At 55.9% G+C, this 15,504-nt stretch carries 14 protein-coding genes; 7 read left to right on the top strand and 7 right to left on the bottom strand.

The annotated features are described in order from the left end of the window. Positions 1–2 precede the first annotated feature (2 nt). The 3 genes from sthA (at position 3) to AC2FH8_RS08350 (ending at position 2,666) form a co-directional block, all read left to right on the top strand. Positions 3–1,451, top strand: coding sequence for a Si-specific NAD(P)(+) transhydrogenase (gene sthA, locus AC2FH8_RS08360; RefSeq protein WP_496689328.1), 1,449 nt, complete (start codon positions 3–5; stop codon positions 1,449–1,451). Beyond that, entirely contained in the window at positions 1,448–1,903 is a 456-nt protein-coding gene (locus AC2FH8_RS08355) for a YaiI/YqxD family protein (protein ID WP_281972917.1), read from the top strand. The genes sthA and AC2FH8_RS08355 overlap by 4 nt, the downstream gene beginning before the upstream one ends. 142 nt (positions 1,904–2,045) lie before the next feature. Next, positions 2,046–2,666, top strand: coding sequence for an HAD family hydrolase (locus tag AC2FH8_RS08350; RefSeq protein WP_496689326.1), 621 nt, complete (start codon positions 2,046–2,048; stop codon positions 2,664–2,666). A gap of 1 nt (position 2,667) precedes the next feature. On the opposite strand, the gene AC2FH8_RS08345 is transcribed toward AC2FH8_RS08350, so the two are convergent. Continuing rightward, the gene (locus AC2FH8_RS08345; RefSeq protein WP_496689324.1) at positions 2,668–3,906 is read right to left on the bottom strand and encodes an MFS transporter; all 1,239 of its coding nucleotides are present in this window, start codon (positions 3,904–3,906) and stop codon (positions 2,668–2,670) included. Between the two features lie 146 nt (positions 3,907–4,052). Here AC2FH8_RS08345 and zapE point away from each other — a divergent pair, with 146 nt between their 5' ends. Further along, complete coding sequence (gene zapE / locus AC2FH8_RS08340; protein WP_496689322.1) at positions 4,053–5,111, top strand: cell division protein ZapE; 1,059 nt, start codon at positions 4,053–4,055, stop codon at positions 5,109–5,111. A 59-nt stretch (positions 5,112–5,170) separates the two neighbouring features. On the opposite strand, the gene AC2FH8_RS08335 is transcribed toward zapE, so the two are convergent. From AC2FH8_RS08335 to AC2FH8_RS08320, 4 genes are read right to left on the bottom strand one after another with little or no spacing between them, the layout of a single operon-like run. Further along, positions 5,171–6,445 carry a bifunctional folylpolyglutamate synthase/dihydrofolate synthase gene (locus AC2FH8_RS08335; protein ID WP_496689320.1) on the bottom strand — a complete coding sequence of 425 codons (1,275 nt, stop codon included), beginning with the start codon at positions 6,443–6,445 and terminating at the stop codon, positions 5,171–5,173. Then, the gene (gene accD / locus AC2FH8_RS08330; RefSeq protein ID WP_496689318.1) at positions 6,442–7,359 is read right to left on the bottom strand and encodes an acetyl-CoA carboxylase, carboxyltransferase subunit beta; all 918 of its coding nucleotides are present in this window, start codon (positions 7,357–7,359) and stop codon (positions 6,442–6,444) included. Before accD ends, AC2FH8_RS08335 begins: the two co-directional genes overlap by 4 nt. A gap of 59 nt (positions 7,360–7,418) precedes the next feature. Then, the gene (locus AC2FH8_RS08325; RefSeq protein WP_496689316.1) at positions 7,419–8,315 is read right to left on the bottom strand and encodes a CPBP family intramembrane glutamic endopeptidase; all 897 of its coding nucleotides are present in this window, start codon (positions 8,313–8,315) and stop codon (positions 7,419–7,421) included. Continuing rightward, entirely contained in the window at positions 8,308–11,406 is a 3,099-nt protein-coding gene (locus AC2FH8_RS08320) for an ABC transporter transmembrane domain-containing protein (protein ID WP_142636344.1), read from the bottom strand. Before AC2FH8_RS08320 ends, AC2FH8_RS08325 begins: the two co-directional genes overlap by 8 nt. A gap of 246 nt (positions 11,407–11,652) precedes the next feature. Between AC2FH8_RS08320 and AC2FH8_RS08315 the strand changes: the two genes are divergently transcribed. Both AC2FH8_RS08315 and AC2FH8_RS08310 read left to right on the top strand, forming a co-directional pair. Then, positions 11,653–12,414 (top strand): DUF6478 family protein, encoded by a 762-nt coding sequence (locus AC2FH8_RS08315; RefSeq protein WP_271948884.1) that lies wholly within the window; start codon positions 11,653–11,655, stop codon positions 12,412–12,414. A gap of 10 nt (positions 12,415–12,424) precedes the next feature. Further along, complete coding sequence (locus AC2FH8_RS08310) at positions 12,425–12,772, top strand: hypothetical protein (RefSeq protein ID WP_496689313.1); 348 nt, start codon at positions 12,425–12,427, stop codon at positions 12,770–12,772. 74 nt (positions 12,773–12,846) lie between these two features. On the opposite strand, the gene AC2FH8_RS08305 is transcribed toward AC2FH8_RS08310, so the two are convergent. Beyond that, entirely contained in the window at positions 12,847–13,545 is a 699-nt protein-coding gene (locus AC2FH8_RS08305) for a helix-turn-helix transcriptional regulator (RefSeq protein WP_496689311.1), read from the bottom strand. A gap of 133 nt (positions 13,546–13,678) precedes the next feature. Between AC2FH8_RS08305 and AC2FH8_RS08300 the strand changes: the two genes are divergently transcribed. Beyond that, complete coding sequence (locus AC2FH8_RS08300; RefSeq protein WP_142636355.1) at positions 13,679–14,035, top strand: VOC family protein; 357 nt, start codon at positions 13,679–13,681, stop codon at positions 14,033–14,035. A 125-nt stretch (positions 14,036–14,160) separates the two neighbouring features. On the opposite strand, the gene AC2FH8_RS08295 is transcribed toward AC2FH8_RS08300, so the two are convergent. Further along, the gene (locus tag AC2FH8_RS08295; RefSeq protein WP_142636359.1) at positions 14,161–15,501 is read right to left on the bottom strand and encodes a S41 family peptidase; all 1,341 of its coding nucleotides are present in this window, start codon (positions 15,499–15,501) and stop codon (positions 14,161–14,163) included. Positions 15,502–15,504: the final 3 nt, after the last annotated feature.

The raw sequence follows: 15,504 nt of genomic DNA, 5'->3' as shown, positions 1-15,504 counted from the left end.
GCATGAGCAAATACGACTATGACCTGATCATTGTCGGGTCCGGCCCTTCCGGTCGTTCGGCGGCGATTCAGGCAGGCAAGTTGAAACGCCGGGTGCTGGTTATCGACCGCAAGGATCGGTTGGGTGGGGTCTCGGTCCATACCGGGACCATCCCGTCAAAAACCCTCCGCGAGACAGTGTTGAACCTGTCTGGCTGGCGCGAGCGCAGCTTTTACGGGCGCTCGTACCGGGTAAAGGATCAGATCCGGGCCGAAGACCTCAAGGCTCGGTTGCACATGACGCTGGACCATGAGGTCGACGTGCTGGAACATCAGTTCAATCGGAACCACGTGGAAACCTTAAATGGTCTGGCAAGATTTGTCGGTCCCCACGAGATTGAGGTTGCAACCGACGCAGGCGAAACCACACGTCTGTCCGCCGCAAAGTTCCTGATCGCCACCGGAACCAAGACCTATCGTCCCGATTATGTGCCCTTCAACGGGAAGACCATCGTCGATGGCGATGATTTTCTGGAGATGGTCGAGATACCGCGCTCGCTATGCGTGATCGGGGCCGGTGTAATCGGTGTGGAATATGCTACGATGTTTTCCGCGCTTGATGTACGTGTCACCCTGATTGAACCCCGTGAGACGTTTCTGGATTTCATCGACAGCCGGCTGATCCACGACTTTACCCACCAAATCCGCGAAAACGGTGTGGATTTGCGACTGGGCTCTGCCGTTGAAAAGATCGAAGATGGAGGTAGCCACGTAGAAGTGACGCTCGAGAATGGACGGCATGTCCGGGCCGAGATGTTGCTGTTTGCCGCCGGGCGGATGGGCGCGACCTCGGCGTTGAATCTGGATGCGGTCGGGCTGACAACCGATCACCGCAACCGGATTGAAGTCGATCGCAAGACCTATCAGACAGCGGTACCGCATATCTATGCGACCGGAGATGTAATCGGACATCCCTCGCTGGCATCAACCTCGCTGCAGCAGGGGCGCGTGGCGGCATGTCACGCGTTGGAGACCCCGACCCTGCCGGAAAGCCCCTGGTACCCTTACGGCATCTATTCGGTGCCCGAGATATCCACCTGCGGCATGTCCGAAGAAGAGTTACAGGAGCGCGATATCCCTTACGAGGTCGGCGTCGCGCGATTCCGCGAAACTTCTCGCGGGCATATCATGGGGTTGGAACATGGCATGCTGAAGATGCTGTTTTCACTGAAAACCCGCCGGGTTCTTGGTGTGCAGATCGTAGGCGAAGGCGCGACTGAGCTGATCCATATCGCGCAGGCTGTATTGAACCTGAAAGGGACAGTGGATTATTTCGTTCAAAACACATTCAACTACCCGACCTTGGCCGAGGCCTATAAGATTGCTGGTCTGGATGCGTTCAATCGGATGCCCATCCCCGAGGAATTCAAGGTCAAGAAGAAGCCTGCCGAGAAACAGGCAAAGAAAGCGTGACAACCCTGTACATAGACGCAGATGCCTGTCCAGTGAAGGCCGAGGCCGAGCGTGTAGCGACCCGACATAAGATTCCGATGGCTCTGGTATCGAACGGTGGCCTGAGGCCTTCGGCCAATCCTCTGGTACAGGTTGTGATCGTGTCCGCAGGTGCGGATGAGGCCGATAAATGGATCGCAGAGCGTTGTGGTACAGGGGACGTGGTTGTGACCTCTGACATTCCTTTAGCCGCAAAATGTGTTGAAGCAGGTGCGCGTGTATTACGTCACAACGGCGAGGCCTTTACCGCCGCCAATATTGGTCAGCAACTGGCGATGCGCGACCTGATGGCAGACCTGCGTTCGGCAAACCCTCTGGGCGCGGGCGGCGGTGGCAAGCCTTTTGGCAAGGCCGATAGGTCCCGGTTTTTGGATGCGTTGGAACGGGAATTGCGGGCGGCACTAAGGGCGTGACCTTCCCGCCCGTCTCAGACGCATCAGAGTTGCGTCCCCTCCGGTTGGGCCGGGCAGCGCTGCGCGCTGCAGTTCCTGTCTTGAAAAGCGCAGCAAGGATTGATTCAGTCAGCCCCAGCAGAGATTCTAAGAAGGATTATTCATGCCAATAGAAGCGGTGGTTTTCGACATCGGGAATGTCCTGATAGAATGGCAGCCAGAACGGTACTACGACGCGGTTATTGGTGAAGACCGTCGCCGGGCCATGTTTGCCGAGGTTGACCTGCATGGAATGAATGATCTTGTTGATCAGGGGCAACATTTCACTGACACCATCTATGGCTGGGCTGATAAATATCCCGAATGGCGGGATGAAATCCGGATGTGGCACGACAAATGGATCGAATTGGCCACGCCCGAAATCCCCCACTCGGTACGGTTGCAACGTGCGCTGCGCGCCAAAGGCATCTCGGTCTTTGCGCTGACAAATTTCGGGGTGCAGAATTTTGAGTATGCAACCACGGTCTATCCATTCCTCAACGAGTTTGACCGGCTGTATGTTTCGGGTCGCATGCAGACCGTGAAACCGCATGTCCCGATTTACGAGATGGTCGAAGCCGATTGTGGTCTGGCGCCTGAGGCGTTGTTGTTCACCGACGACCGGATCGACAATATCGAAACGGCGCAGGCGCGAGGCTGGCAAACGCATCATTTTGAGGGCCCGCAAGGATGGGCAGACCGGTTGGTGGCAGAGGGGCTTTTGACCCGCGAAGAGGCCCGCTAAATCAGGCTGCGACGGAGAGCGGCCGGTTCTCGCGGATGGGAAGGTGAACGATGGCGCTGAAGGCGCCGATGGCCACGCCGATCCACCAGACAAAGGTGTAATCTCCGTACTGGTCATACATGCGGCCGCCAAGCCAGACGCCAAGAAAACTGCCGACCTGATGGCTGAAGAAGATGATGCCGTAAAGCGTACCCATGTAGCGCAACCCGTACAAATGTGCGACAAGCCCCGAGGTCAGTGGAACCGTTGCCAGCCAGAGCGAACCCATGACCAATGAGAATACAACGACCGTGAATGGCGTGATTGGCAGGATTATGAAAGCCGCCGCTGTAAGCGTGCGGGCGGCATAAATAGAGGCCAGAAGGTATTTCTTGGGAAAGTGCATTCCGGCCCACCCCGCCAGCAATGTCCCTCCGATATTGGCCAACCCGATCAATGAAATCGACACAGCCCCTAATGCGGAAGTTGTCGTTATACCAATGGAATCCAGTATTCCACCCGGCTGAATCGGGCCGCACATTTCGGTAACGAAAGCGGGAAAATGCGCTGTGATAAAGCCAAGCTGATAACCACAGCTGAAAAATCCCAGGAAAATCAGGGTATAAGACGGGTCCCGGAAGGCCTTGCCCAGAATTTGCCCCATGCTTTCTTCGATTTCGGCTTTGGTTGCGGCTTGGGGGGCGCGCATGAAGGGCAGAGTCATGACCAGTGCCAGGATGGCAACGGCAAACACGATGAAAACCTGTTGCCAGGGCATAAAAGACAAAAGCCATTCCGCCGTTGGAGCACCCAAAACCTGGCCAAAGCTTCCTGCCGCTGTCACGACGGCCAGAGACATAGAGCGGTTATGATCAGAGGACGCCCGCCCAACTACGGCAAGCACGACACCAAACCCCGTGCCGGCAATCCCAAAGCCCACAAGCCAGGCGTACATCTGATGCTCGAACGGGGTAACGGACCACGCCGACAACACCATGCCCGCTGCATAGGTCAATGCCCCGAGCACAATCGCACGGCGATCCCCCACCTTCTCGGCGATGGCGGCAAAAATGGGTTGTCCAATTCCCCAAGCGAGGTTCTGGATCGCAATCGCCATCGAAAAATCGGAGCGCAGCCAGCCGAATTCAGTCGCAATAGGGATCTGGAATACGCCAAAGGATGCCCGCACTGCAAAACTGACTGCGATAATTATGCAGCCGACGATCAAGATCGGGTTTAGCAGGCGCGCGTGTTGGGGCATTGAATCCTCGGGATGGCAGAGCCGCGACGGTACGCAAATTTGTACCGTGGTCAATTCAGGAGTTTTGACGCCGCGGATAAGCAAAATTGATGCATCTTCCAAATGCCTTCTTTTCAACGCCCTGAGGTGAAGGTATCCCTCGGGATATGTCAGATTTGATATCGATTTACGAGGCACGCATCGCCGATGGCACTTTGACGCGGGACGATGCGCAAGAGGCTGTCCTTCCGCATTTCGAACGCATTCGCGCGGCCTTGGCTACCCCGGTCAAGCGTGGTTTCTTTCGCAAGGCACCCCCGCCGCCCCAGGGACTTTATCTTTGGGGCGGAGTTGGTCGTGGCAAGTCGATGTTGATGGATATGTTTGTCGACGCGCTTGGCGACATCCCTGCCCGTCGCGTCCATTTTCATGCTTTCATGCAGGAAATCCACGCGGGGATGCACAAAGCTCGTAAGGACGGAGTTGAGGATGCGCTTGCACCGGTCGCGGACTCGGTTGTCAAATCCGTAAAACTGCTGGCTTTTGACGAGATGCAGATCACCGATATCACCGATGCGATGATCGTCGGGCGGTTGTTTGATCTTTTGCATGCTGGCGGGGTCGTGGTCATCACCACATCCAACCGGCACCCGGACGAATTGTACAAGAACGGCTTGAACCGCCAGCTCTTTTTGCCATTCATCGCGCATATCAAGGAACAGCTTCAGATATGGGAGCTGGTCTCGCCCACTGATTACCGACAGAACCGTCTTGAAGGTGCGCCAGTCTATTTCACGCCGATCGGCCCCGAGGCTCGACAGAATATCCGATCCGTCTGGAACGATCTCGCGGGCGGTGCGGCGGAACCGCTGGTGTTGCAGGTAAATGGCCGTGCTGTCGAATTGCCGGCCTTTCGGAACGGGATAGCCCGAGCAAGCTTCTATGATCTGTGCGGACGGATGCTGGGCCCTGCAGATTATCTGGCCGTTGCCGAGGCGGTCAAAGTCCTGGTTCTGGAGGACATCCCGCGCCTGTCCCGGAATAATTTCAATGAGGCCAAGCGCTTTGTGACGTTGATTGACGCCTTGTATGAGGCGCGGGTTCGCCTGATCTGTTCGGCGGCCGCAGAGCCCGAGATGTTGTATGTCGAGGGTGAAGGGACGTTCGAGTTCGAACGCACTGCCTCGCGACTGCGCGAGATGCAGGCCGAGGATTGGGGGGCATAGGGGCGCTGCCCCGTCACGTTTTGCGCGCCTCCCCCAAGGTATTTCAGCCAGGTGAAGACTTATCCGTTTTCGCGTAGGATGTTGCCCGCCAAATAGAGTGATCCGCAAATCAGGATACGGGCCTGAGGGTCTTGGTCTGTGATTTTCTGCAGGGCCGCGGATACACTCTCTGCTGTGTCGGCTTTCAAGCCAACCTGGTCAGCAGCCTGCGCCGTATCTTCAGCGCTAAGCGTTGCGGCCTCACCCGGTATCGACACTGCGGTCAGGCTTTGAGCCTGCGTGGCAAGCGGTGCAAGATAGCCTGTAACATCTTTGGTGTTGAGCATTCCGCAGATCAAATGTGTCGGAGATTGCGGTAATTTTCTCAGCACTTCAGCAAGCGCAATTCCCGCGGCGGCATTGTGCCCACCATCCAGCCACAGCTCGGCCTGTGCGGCCTGTTCAACAAGCGGGCCGGATTTCAGACGCTGCATCCGTGCTGGCCACTCGGCCTTGGTAACGGCGGCCTCATAGGCCTGATCACCAAGTTCAAGATGGCGCAATACCGCTATTGCCGCACCCGCATTCTGAATTTGATGTGCGCCAAGCAGGTTGGGCAGCGGCAGATCCCGCAGCCCGATTTCGTCCTGATACACAAGACGTCCGTTTTCCTCGGTCACATGCCAGTGCTGACCGTGTACCAGCAATGGGGCGCCCAGACGGGCCGCTGTATATTCGATGACCTCAAGCGCTTCGTCCTGCTGTGGGCCGACGATACAAGGGACGCCCGGCTTGATGATCCCGGCTTTTTCGGCAGCGATCTTGCCCAACGTGTCGCCTAGAAACTGTTCATGGTCGATGGAAACCGGCGTGATAACCGTCACGGCGGGTTCGTGCACCACGTTTGTTGCATCCAGGCGCCCGCCAAGGCCGACCTCAAGCAAGGTATAATCAGCCTGTTTGCGGGCAAAGGCCAGCAGGGCCGCACAGGTCGTAATCTCGAAATAGGTGATGTTCTCACCACCATTGGCGGCATAGCACTCATCAAGGACGTTTGTCAGTTCGGCTTCCGAAATCAACTCACCTGCCAGCCGAATACGCTCGTGAAACCGGGCAAGATGCGGAGAGGTATAGGCGTGAACCGTTTTCCCCGCCCCTTCCATACCGGCGCGGATCATAGCCTGCGTAGACCCCTTGCCATTTGTCCCTGCGATATGAACGACCGGAGGCAATTTGGTCTGAGGGCTTTCCAGTGCGGCAAGCAAACGCCACACCCGATCCAACGTCAGGTCAATGATCTTGGGATGCAGCGCCATCATCCGATCAAGGATGACGTCTGACGATGGCGAAGTCATTCCTGATCCGCGTCTTTCTCTGGGGCTTCGGGGGTGGGCGCGGGCAAATCACCTTTGACCGCAGGAGGCTGATTCATCAGCATGCGGGTAATCGTGATCAATTCGTCACGCATTTCGGTACGCTTCGTTACCCGGTCCAGCATTCCGTGGTCCAGCAGGTATTCTGCGCGCTGAAATCCTTCGGGCAGCTTTTCCCGAATGGTCTGTTCGATCACGCGCGGGCCTGCAAAGCAGATTAGCGCATTGGGTTCCGAGATATGGACGTCGCCCAGCATCGCATAAGAAGCGGTCACGCCTCCGGTGGTAGGATGGGTGAGTACAACGATATAGGGCAGTTTGGCCTCTTTCAGCATCTCAACCGCCACGGTGGTTCGCGGCATCTGCATCAAGCTCAGGATGCCTTCCTGCATTCGCGCGCCACCCGCTGCCGAGAACAGGATCAGCGGGCGTTTCAACTTCACTGCCTCTTGCGCGGCCGCAATGATGGCATTGCCGACATACATACCCATCGAGCCGCCCATGAACGAGAAATCCTGGGCCGCTGCCACGACCGGCGTACGTCCGATATCACCTTTGGCGACCAGCATCGCCTCTTGCTCGCCAGTTTTCTTCTGCGCTGCTTTCATCCGGTCGGGGTATCTCTTCTGGTCCCGGAACTGTAGCGGATCATCTTTGGGAGCGGGAACATCGACCTCGGTAAATATACCACCGTCAAACAGGTGCCCGAACCGGTCGCGCGGTGTGATCGCCATATGATGATCACATTGGGTGCAGACATTCTGGTTTTCCGCCAATTCGCGGTGGAACAGCATCGTGCCGCATTCGTCACACTTGTGCCAAAGGTTTTCGGGGACTTCCCGGCGTGAGAAGATCGAATTAATCCGGGGACGGACGTAGTTTGTGATCCAGTTCATGTCGGAACCTTGCTAGTACGGCGTTGACGTCACATAAGACGCTACGGAAAGAATTGCAATCAGCGCCTGAGCGCAAGGCGCGCGATAAACCAGCTGACAATCATCACGGCAAAATCCACATATAACCATTGCCGCAATGTCAGAGTATCGGTCATATCAAAGGGCAGTACAAATAAGGCAAGACCGCTGAGGGTGTCAGGTAGCGAGACAAACAAGAGCGCTATGACATTGTTGAAAAAATGCAGCGCTATGGCCGGGCCCAGGGTTCCCGCCCGCGCGGTCAAATCCGCAGCCAAAAGTCCAAACAGACCAGTCCACAGCACCAGCAACTCTGCATTGCCGCCCGCCGCATCGGGCGAATAGTGCCCCACCGCGAATAGAAGCGACGGTACCCCCATCCAGATGATCGGAGAACGAAATCGCGCCGCCAGGCTTTGCTGCATATATCCGCGGAAAAGCAGCTCCTCTGCACTGATTTGGACAAACACAGCCAATAGCGACAGAGGCAGGAATACCAGCCAAACCGAAAAGGACAGGTTTTGAACAAGCGGCGCGCCCAAAATGACGTGCGGCACGGTTACGAGAACCACGCCAAGCACCATCAGGGCGCGCAGCACAAGCCAGAACTGTCTGGCCGCTTTGCCCCGAGTCCCTAAAATAGAACCCAGGGACCGCTTCTGAAACTGTCGCGCTGCGGTCCACACACCAAATGTGACAAACCCAAAGCTTGACAGCAGGATCACCATCGAGATCGGGGTCGAGCCGTTCATCAACCCGCTGGCCCATTCCTGCGGTCCGGCCACGGTTACGACTGCAAACAGGATCAGATTGAAGACGGTTGCAACGACCACGATTGTTGCCAGGCCGGCCAGCAGGCGCCACAGCTGTGGTTTGTCGCGTGCGTCGGCGACCAGTTGCTCATGCGGGGCGTAAGAGGGCGCGCGGATTTCAGACATTCTGGTGGGAACTTTCGGTCTGGTCCTCATCATCGAAGAACAAGGTCGATGCTTTGGTGGCGTTGATCTTTTCCGAAATGGTTGTCAGGTATCCGGCAACTGTTTCAAGCAACTGAACCGCAACGCTTGCATCGCTTTCGATCACCGCGCGCAGTTCCACTGCACCAATCCGCAGGAATGAACAGTTTTCGCCTGCCACAAGATCCAACTGTCTGGTCTCACCGGTGATAACAGACAGGTCACCGATCAGGCGCCCGGGTTCAATGACAGATATGGACCGAGTCGAACCGTCTTCTTCGTGCCACATAAGCTTCGCATGACCCGAAATGCACAGATAGGCCGCATCCGGCGCCTGCCCACGAGAGAAAATGACCTGACCAGCGGCAGCATCATACCACTGCGCCGAAAACGCCAGCAATCTCTGGTTGCGACCGTCGATATTGGCAAAAAGCGGAGTTGATGAGATAATCTTCAGCTTGCGGCTGAGGTCAGCGGTGGTGCCGGATTCTTGTTCGAGCTGCGTTTTCGAGACACCGTCAATGCGGCCATCCTTGATTTCAACAAACAGATCATAGGCCTCGGGATGGGCGAAACTGTCCTCCATGAAAATCATGATGGAATCGGGCAGCAGTTCGCGCAGTTTCAACCGGGTGCGTAAACGGCTCTCAGAGTCATGGCTGGCCAACGCTTTATCCAGGATTAGCAAATCCGGCCGTTTAATCCCGGCGCGCGAGAAGGCAATTCGTTCCTGAAAGACGGTTGTCAGATTGTTCCCACCCAGCCCTGCGGACAGATCATAGACGATGGCCGCTGCCTGTCTGCGCAGACCTGCGGCATTGATCACTTCGGCAACCACATCCTCTATCTCGTCAGCATGAGCTCCCGCCGTCACAGACACCCGCCCGAAAAGCGCATTTTCCATAACCGTCATACGCGCGATGTATGTGTCCGGTGTGACCGGTACAAATATCTCCTGCAGGCTTCCACGTAGCCTTTCGCCCTGTTCAGTGCGGATTTTCAGAATCTTCTGTTTGTATTCATCCGGGAAATCAGGGCCTATCTGTTCGGCGGTCAGCAGGAACGGAACAGTCAGAAGAAAGGCGTGTTCGCGCTGCGACAGCTCGTCCACTCCTTTTGCCTTGCGCTTGTCTTCGATCGCCAGCAGCCGGTGGAACATATCCTTGCTCAAGCCCAGGCGCAGGAACAGCGGATGGTCGGTTCCGTCCCGCCCAAAAGCATGGTTCAGCGTTTCTAGAACAGCGCTTGAGATACTCAGCGCGTCGTCATCAAGCTCATGTGTACGCAGCATCTGCATGAACCGATTATCGCCGGCCAGAATGTCCGGCGAGATTTCCTGCGACGGTGCTGCATAAAGAAGGTTGCCGCCCAAAGGCACAGTTGGGTTGAACCTGTCCGGATCGAACCGGTAGACAAAGCGGTCCAGATCTTTTTCCACCAACTTGTCATGGATGGGGCCACGGAGGTCGATGATATTTTGCACAAACTCGGGATGCTGATCCGGATTCAACTGGCTGCGCAGGGTGCGGCGGAACATGAATTCATCCGTTCCCATCGCCTCGACCAGCTTGAACCACCAATCCTGGATGTCGTCAGTGTTGTTGAGCCCGGCCAGACCGGGATCAATCCATTCATCTGACAGCGAATCCACCGAGTTCCCCGCTCGCGCGGCCTCGATCTGGCGGCGGCTAGGGGCCCTGGCGGCGTCGGCTTCATGCTGAGGGCGTGTTTTCAGGGGCATCATCAAGTTGTCCCCAATCGACCCATCAAACAGATATGGTCGAGAATAGGCATATCCGATCCGCGCCGCGATGACGGATTGGTGCAAGGATTGGATGTCATGCCCGGCAATTGTGACGTCGCCCTGAACCGGCAGCAATTCGCGGGTCAGCAGCTGAGCCAATGCCCCTCTTTCGGCCGCATTCGAGGATTTGATGGCCACGCGGGCCCCTTTGGGTATGACGAGGTCTATATCCTCGAGAACAGTTTTCCCATCGTTATCCCGAACGGTAATATTCTGCAGCTTGATCTCGCCAGTCAGATGCGGAATGGAATCAGGCTCGCCCTCGAAAAGCTCTTCGGGCACCATGTTGTCGGGTGCGAAGCGTTCGGTCACGATTTCCCACCGCAACGACATGTCCTGAACCTGATTGTAATAGGTCAGCAGATCCTTCCAAGGTCCGCTAAGATCCTTATATGCTCCCAGGGCCGCCACCAGCGCGCCCACTGTTACCTCGCCCGTGATCGCCAGGTATCCGCCCACCGAATAAAACAGGAACGGGGTCATCTGAGTGATCAGATTGTTGAGAAACTTCATGAAGAACTTTTTGTTATAGATCTTGAATCGGATCTCGAACAAAGTTCCCAAACGATGGCTGAACTGGGCCAATCTGTGCCGCCAGCCTCCGTTGGTGCGCAGATCACTGATCCCGGCTGCGCTTTCGCCGATTTCTGAGCTCAAGCGCCTAACTTCCTGGATTCGGTCTTTGTTCAACAGGTTGATCTGGCGCTGCAATTTTGGAATCAACCAAGCCTGCAGCGGAATCAGCGCAATACTTGCAAGACCAAACCACACGCTTTGCATGAACAGAAACGTCACAATGGTCATCATCTGACCAAACTGGAATACAGGTTGTGCGATCGCATCTCCCATCAGGCCGCCCATCGGTTCAGCCTCGGACGTGATCATCGACACCAACTCGCCCTGACTGGTGGTGGCAAAATAGGATTTCGGGAACCGCAGAGTTCGGTGGATCAGCGTGTACCTCAGTCGGCGTAACATGCGTTCGGCCAACACACCTTTCATCGTGTTGATCCGCATTTTCATCAGACCGCTGGCGATGACCGTCGCCAGAAAGGCCAGACACAGAATCAACAAATACTGCACCTGCGTCACCGTAACTCCTAAGAAAGTTACCGAGCTGCCTGGTGCACCAATCGCATCGTTAATGATCTGCTTGGGCAGCTCCAATGATGCATAGAGGAAGGGAAAAGAAAACAATGTCAGCAGCAACAATACCAGTTGCTGTTTCTTGGAATGCTTCCAGATGAATGCGAATAGAGTGGGTTCCATGCCCCGTCTTTGCCTCGGAAATATTGCTATAGGGTTGTAACGGATGGTCCACTGCAATCAGGTGTCAGACGGTACGCACTGACCGGGTCGATTGCAAGAACGGCGCCCTCCGTAACAGGTCACAACTTTGCTGCCTAGCCAAAAGCGTGTTCACATTTTCGGTAATTTACCGACGCTATGATGCAAATCGGCTTTATCCTCGGGTGGATATCCGACAAAAGATGTGTGGAGCAATAGATTGGGATCATGGGCAAGCTACTGGATCGCTATATTCACCGCAAAGCACTTACGCGCTGGCAGCGGGACGCCCGGGCAGCGCCCGAAGCTGTGCTTTCTGAATTGCGGCTGCAGCGTGATGATGCACGTCGCTTGCGATCCGAGCTGGATGCGCTGATCCTTCAGGCCAACAGCCGCCTTACACGGCCTGTGGCGGGATCAACCCATTTCCCGAAACCGTTGGGCACCGACTGGAGCTGGAGGCCCGAGCTGTGGCGCTATCCTCAGCCCCGCCCCGGTGTCGCCTCGGCCCCGCGTAAGGCACGTATCAACGATGAGGCAACGCTGTTTCACGACTGTCCGCGCCAGGAAATCAGCACGCGCCAGATCAGGAACACGCGCAAGCATGATCTGTCACCGTTCAGCTTGGCGGTCGAGGTTTTTGGGTTCGAGGGATCATTTCTCTCTCTCTCTATCGAGCTTCCACAAGAGGCTGTGCAAGGGCTGACGCAGCAGCATCTGATCCGAGTCGATTGCCATATTGAGGCCGAACGCCCACAGGAATTGTTCGCGCGGCTCAATATTCGACACGGCCCAAACGCCGAACAGGTTCTGCGCAAACTTGATCCCACTGGTCCTTCAAACAGCGTGGATTTTGATCTTGCACATTTACCACTGAATGAACGCCGCATGGACAAAGTCTGGCTGGATATCATTCTGGATAATCCTCGGATGAACCGGATAGTGTTGCAGGACCTGACCGTCTGTCGTCACCATCGCGCCGATTTATGAGAACCCAGCCATGACCGATCTGATACTCACATCACTGGGCCTGGAAAATGGCACCTGGATGGGCCACCTGCAGGCTGATACGCAGCCCGAGATCAGCGTGTCCTACCGTGGTGACGCGCTGGATGAGGTTCACCTGTCACCAGCCGACACCGGGTGGGAGCTTCGTGTACAGGTGCCTGATGTGGCCCTGTCTGACGGGGTCCATAGTTTTGTAATCTCAGATTCTGTTTCAGGGCTTAAACTGGGCGGGTTCTCGATCATTGCAGGAAACGCCGCCGCCGATGACCTGCGCGCCGAACTGGACCTGATGCGAGCAGAGCTTGATATGCTAAAACGAGTCTTTCGCCGGTCTCAGTAGGCGGTAGAAGGGCGGACGAAGTGCGTGCCTATAATTCAGGTGTCATTGTACGCTTACTGTTGGCCATGACCCGATCACATCGAAGAATCATCAATTACCAATGAGGGTTGAAATTTTTCTTTCGGCAGCAGCTTGAAGCGCGTTTCGCCCATTGAGGCCCCAAGCATCCGGTCGCACCGAAATGTCCTTGGTTCGTTTCTCAGACGGTCGATCGCAACGACGTACCAAATGGGATACTTCAACAAGAGATACTGAGGCTCAATTTGCCGGTTGGAAATAACACCGTCTTCTCTTTGATATTGCAGCTCCAAGACCTTTTGATCGACGAAAGCCTGATGAACCGCTTGCACAATCCTTTTTGGTGGGGCGCTCGCGCTGGCTTGAACATAAGTCGAAGCCGTGACGCCTATGAGAATACGGGACTTGAGCTGGTTCACCTTGTTGCGTTTCTCGGGTGAAAACGAGGCCACAAGCTGCCGCCTTACCGATGCCAAGTTCGCAAGCAACATTGGTGATTTCATCTGCTCTGCGACAGCGATGCTGATTAGCAGATCGACCGCCTCAGCGTATGTCAGGTTCATGCGACCAACGCCCCAGTTGCGGTCGAGGCGCACACCTCCTCCACGACCGCGATCAGCGTCTATCTGCATGCCTTGGTCCCGCATAAGCACAAGGTCGCGGGCTATCGTGCGCATGCTGACACCATGCTGTTGCGCCAAGTCTCTAACCGTACAATGGGCATCTTGCTTGAGTTGAACCGCAAGCAATTCCAATCGCCTCAGTCTGTTGTGTGTATTAGCCCGTGCCATGAATCAAATAAGACATAAAATGGCACATTAGTCGATATAGCTTGGGTCACTGAAACCAATGCCTGACGCAGGCCACTCACTTGCAGGAGCTAAATCGATGAAAATGAATTACTTTGTTGTCGGAACGAATGACATGGCAGCTGCAAGAACCTTCTACGACACACTGTTTTCGCAATCGGGTCTCCAAAGCATGTCGCCTTCAGAAAGAATGACTTACTGGCTTGGAAAGGATTTTGCCTTCGCCGTGGCCAAACCCTTCGACACGTTGCCGGCCACTAACGGTAATGGAACGATGGTTGGATTTTGCGTTGGTGGCGAAGCAGAAGTCAGAAGGCTGCACGCTTTAGCCACAGATCTCGGGGGTGATTGTGAGGGGGCCCCCAACCAACGCGGGCCAAAGTTCTCTGCATACGTTCGAGACCTGGATGGAAACAAGATGTGTTTTTCTGACTAGCTTTTCACAGAGCGGACGTTGGTTGGGAGACAACATAGGTGGCATCGGGCTCTAATCAGCCACCTTACCTCGATCGGCAGCGGCCCCATCAGGAAAAGGGCCGCCTGTCAGGCGGCCCGGCTTCTTTATTGCGATGGCCCGTCCGGGTTGAAGGCTGACAGCCCCTTGAGGATGTCGATGGCATAGGCCAGCTGGTAATCCTCTTCCCGCAATTCGGCGGTGGCTTCGGCCTTGGCCCTATCTTCTTCGATCTGGCGGATTTCATCCTCGCTCAGGCTGTCATTGTTCAGACTGCCACGCAGATCAGCCTCGGAACGGGTGTTCCCATTGGCCTCTTCTTCCTCGGTCTCCGGGGCTGGACGGGGTTGTTCGACGATGATGTCGGGGCTGACACCAAGCGCCTGAATCGAACGGCCCGATGGCGTGTAATAACGCGACGTGGTCAAACGCATCGCACCATCGCTCCGCAGTGGCATAACGGTCTGGACCGAGCCCTTGCCGAAACTTTTGGTTCCCACAACGATTGCGCGGCGATGATCCTGCAGCGCGCCGGCTACAATCTCGGATGCCGAGGCGGACCCGCCATTGATCAGCACGACAATCGGCTTTCCTTCTGCCAGATCACCCACTGTTGCGTTGAAACGCTCACCATCGCTTGGATCGCGGCCACGGGTTGATACGATCTCACCCTCGTTTAGGAATGCGTCCGAAACCTTGATTGCCTGTGTCAGCAGACCACCGGGATTGTTGCGCAGGTCCAGAACGACACCATTCACCTTGTCGATCCCTCCGGCCTCTTCGATCTGCTCGGCCAGACCTTCCTGCAAGTTGGGATAGGTTTGGTCGTTAAAGGTGGTCACACGCAGAACCACACTGGTCCCTTCGGTGCGCGCGCGTACTGCCGTCAGTTTGATTGTGTCGCGGATGATAGGCACGTCAAAAGGTTCCTGTTCACCCTCGCGGACAACGGTGATCACGATTTCCGAGCCCACCGGCCCGCGCATCAGATCGACCGCTTTGTCCAGGGTCAGGCCCAGTATGCTTTCGCCATCGACATGGGTGATGAAATCTCCGGCTTCGATCCCGGCCTCATCCGCAGGCGTATCGTCGATCGGCGAGACAACTTTGACAAAGCCCTCTTCCTGCGTGACTTCGATACCCAGACCGCCAAACTCGCCACGGGTCTGGACCCGCATTTGTTCGGCATCATCCGGCGACAGATAGCTGGAATGCGGATCCAGCGAGGTCAGCATACCGTCAATGGCCGCCTCAATCAGGTCTTCGGGCTCAACCTCTTCGACATATTGCGCGCGGATGCGTTCGAAAATATCGCCAAACAGATCCAGCTGTTCATAGACACTGGCCTTGTTTTCGGCTTCTTGGGCAAGCAACGGACCGGCGATCTGCGTCGTTACAATCAGGCCTGCAATAGTTCCAGCCAAACCGGCCATCACAAATTTCTTCATACT

The sequence above is a fragment of the Ruegeria sp. CDSC025 genome, from assembly GCF_059610805.1.
Note: the sequence above shows the minus strand (reverse complement) of the source record. Positions and strands in the feature narration are given on the sequence as shown.

Coding starts and splice junctions, on each gene's coding strand:
- sthA (WP_496689328.1), top strand. CDS start 3: ATGAGCAAATACGACTATGACCTGATCATTGTCGGGTCCGGCCCTTCC.
- AC2FH8_RS08345 (WP_496689324.1), bottom strand. CDS start 3,906: ATGCCCCAACACGCGCGCCTGCTAAACCCGATCTTGATCGTCGGCTGC.
- AC2FH8_RS08320 (WP_142636344.1), bottom strand. CDS start 11,406: ATGGAACCCACTCTATTCGCATTCATCTGGAAGCATTCCAAGAAACAG.
- AC2FH8_RS08295 (WP_142636359.1), bottom strand. CDS start 15,501: ATGAAGAAATTTGTGATGGCCGGTTTGGCTGGAACTATTGCAGGCCTG.
- zapE (WP_496689322.1), top strand. CDS start 4,053: ATGTCAGATTTGATATCGATTTACGAGGCACGCATCGCCGATGGCACT.
- accD (WP_496689318.1), bottom strand. CDS start 7,359: ATGAACTGGATCACAAACTACGTCCGTCCCCGGATTAATTCGATCTTC.
- AC2FH8_RS08350 (WP_496689326.1), top strand. CDS start 2,046: ATGCCAATAGAAGCGGTGGTTTTCGACATCGGGAATGTCCTGATAGAA.
- AC2FH8_RS08300 (WP_142636355.1), top strand. CDS start 13,679: ATGAAAATGAATTACTTTGTTGTCGGAACGAATGACATGGCAGCTGCA.
- AC2FH8_RS08335 (WP_496689320.1), bottom strand. CDS start 6,445: ATGACTTCGCCATCGTCAGACGTCATCCTTGATCGGATGATGGCGCTG.
- AC2FH8_RS08315 (WP_271948884.1), top strand. CDS start 11,653: ATGGGCAAGCTACTGGATCGCTATATTCACCGCAAAGCACTTACGCGC.
- AC2FH8_RS08310 (WP_496689313.1), top strand. CDS start 12,425: ATGACCGATCTGATACTCACATCACTGGGCCTGGAAAATGGCACCTGG.
- AC2FH8_RS08325 (WP_496689316.1), bottom strand. CDS start 8,315: ATGTCTGAAATCCGCGCGCCCTCTTACGCCCCGCATGAGCAACTGGTC.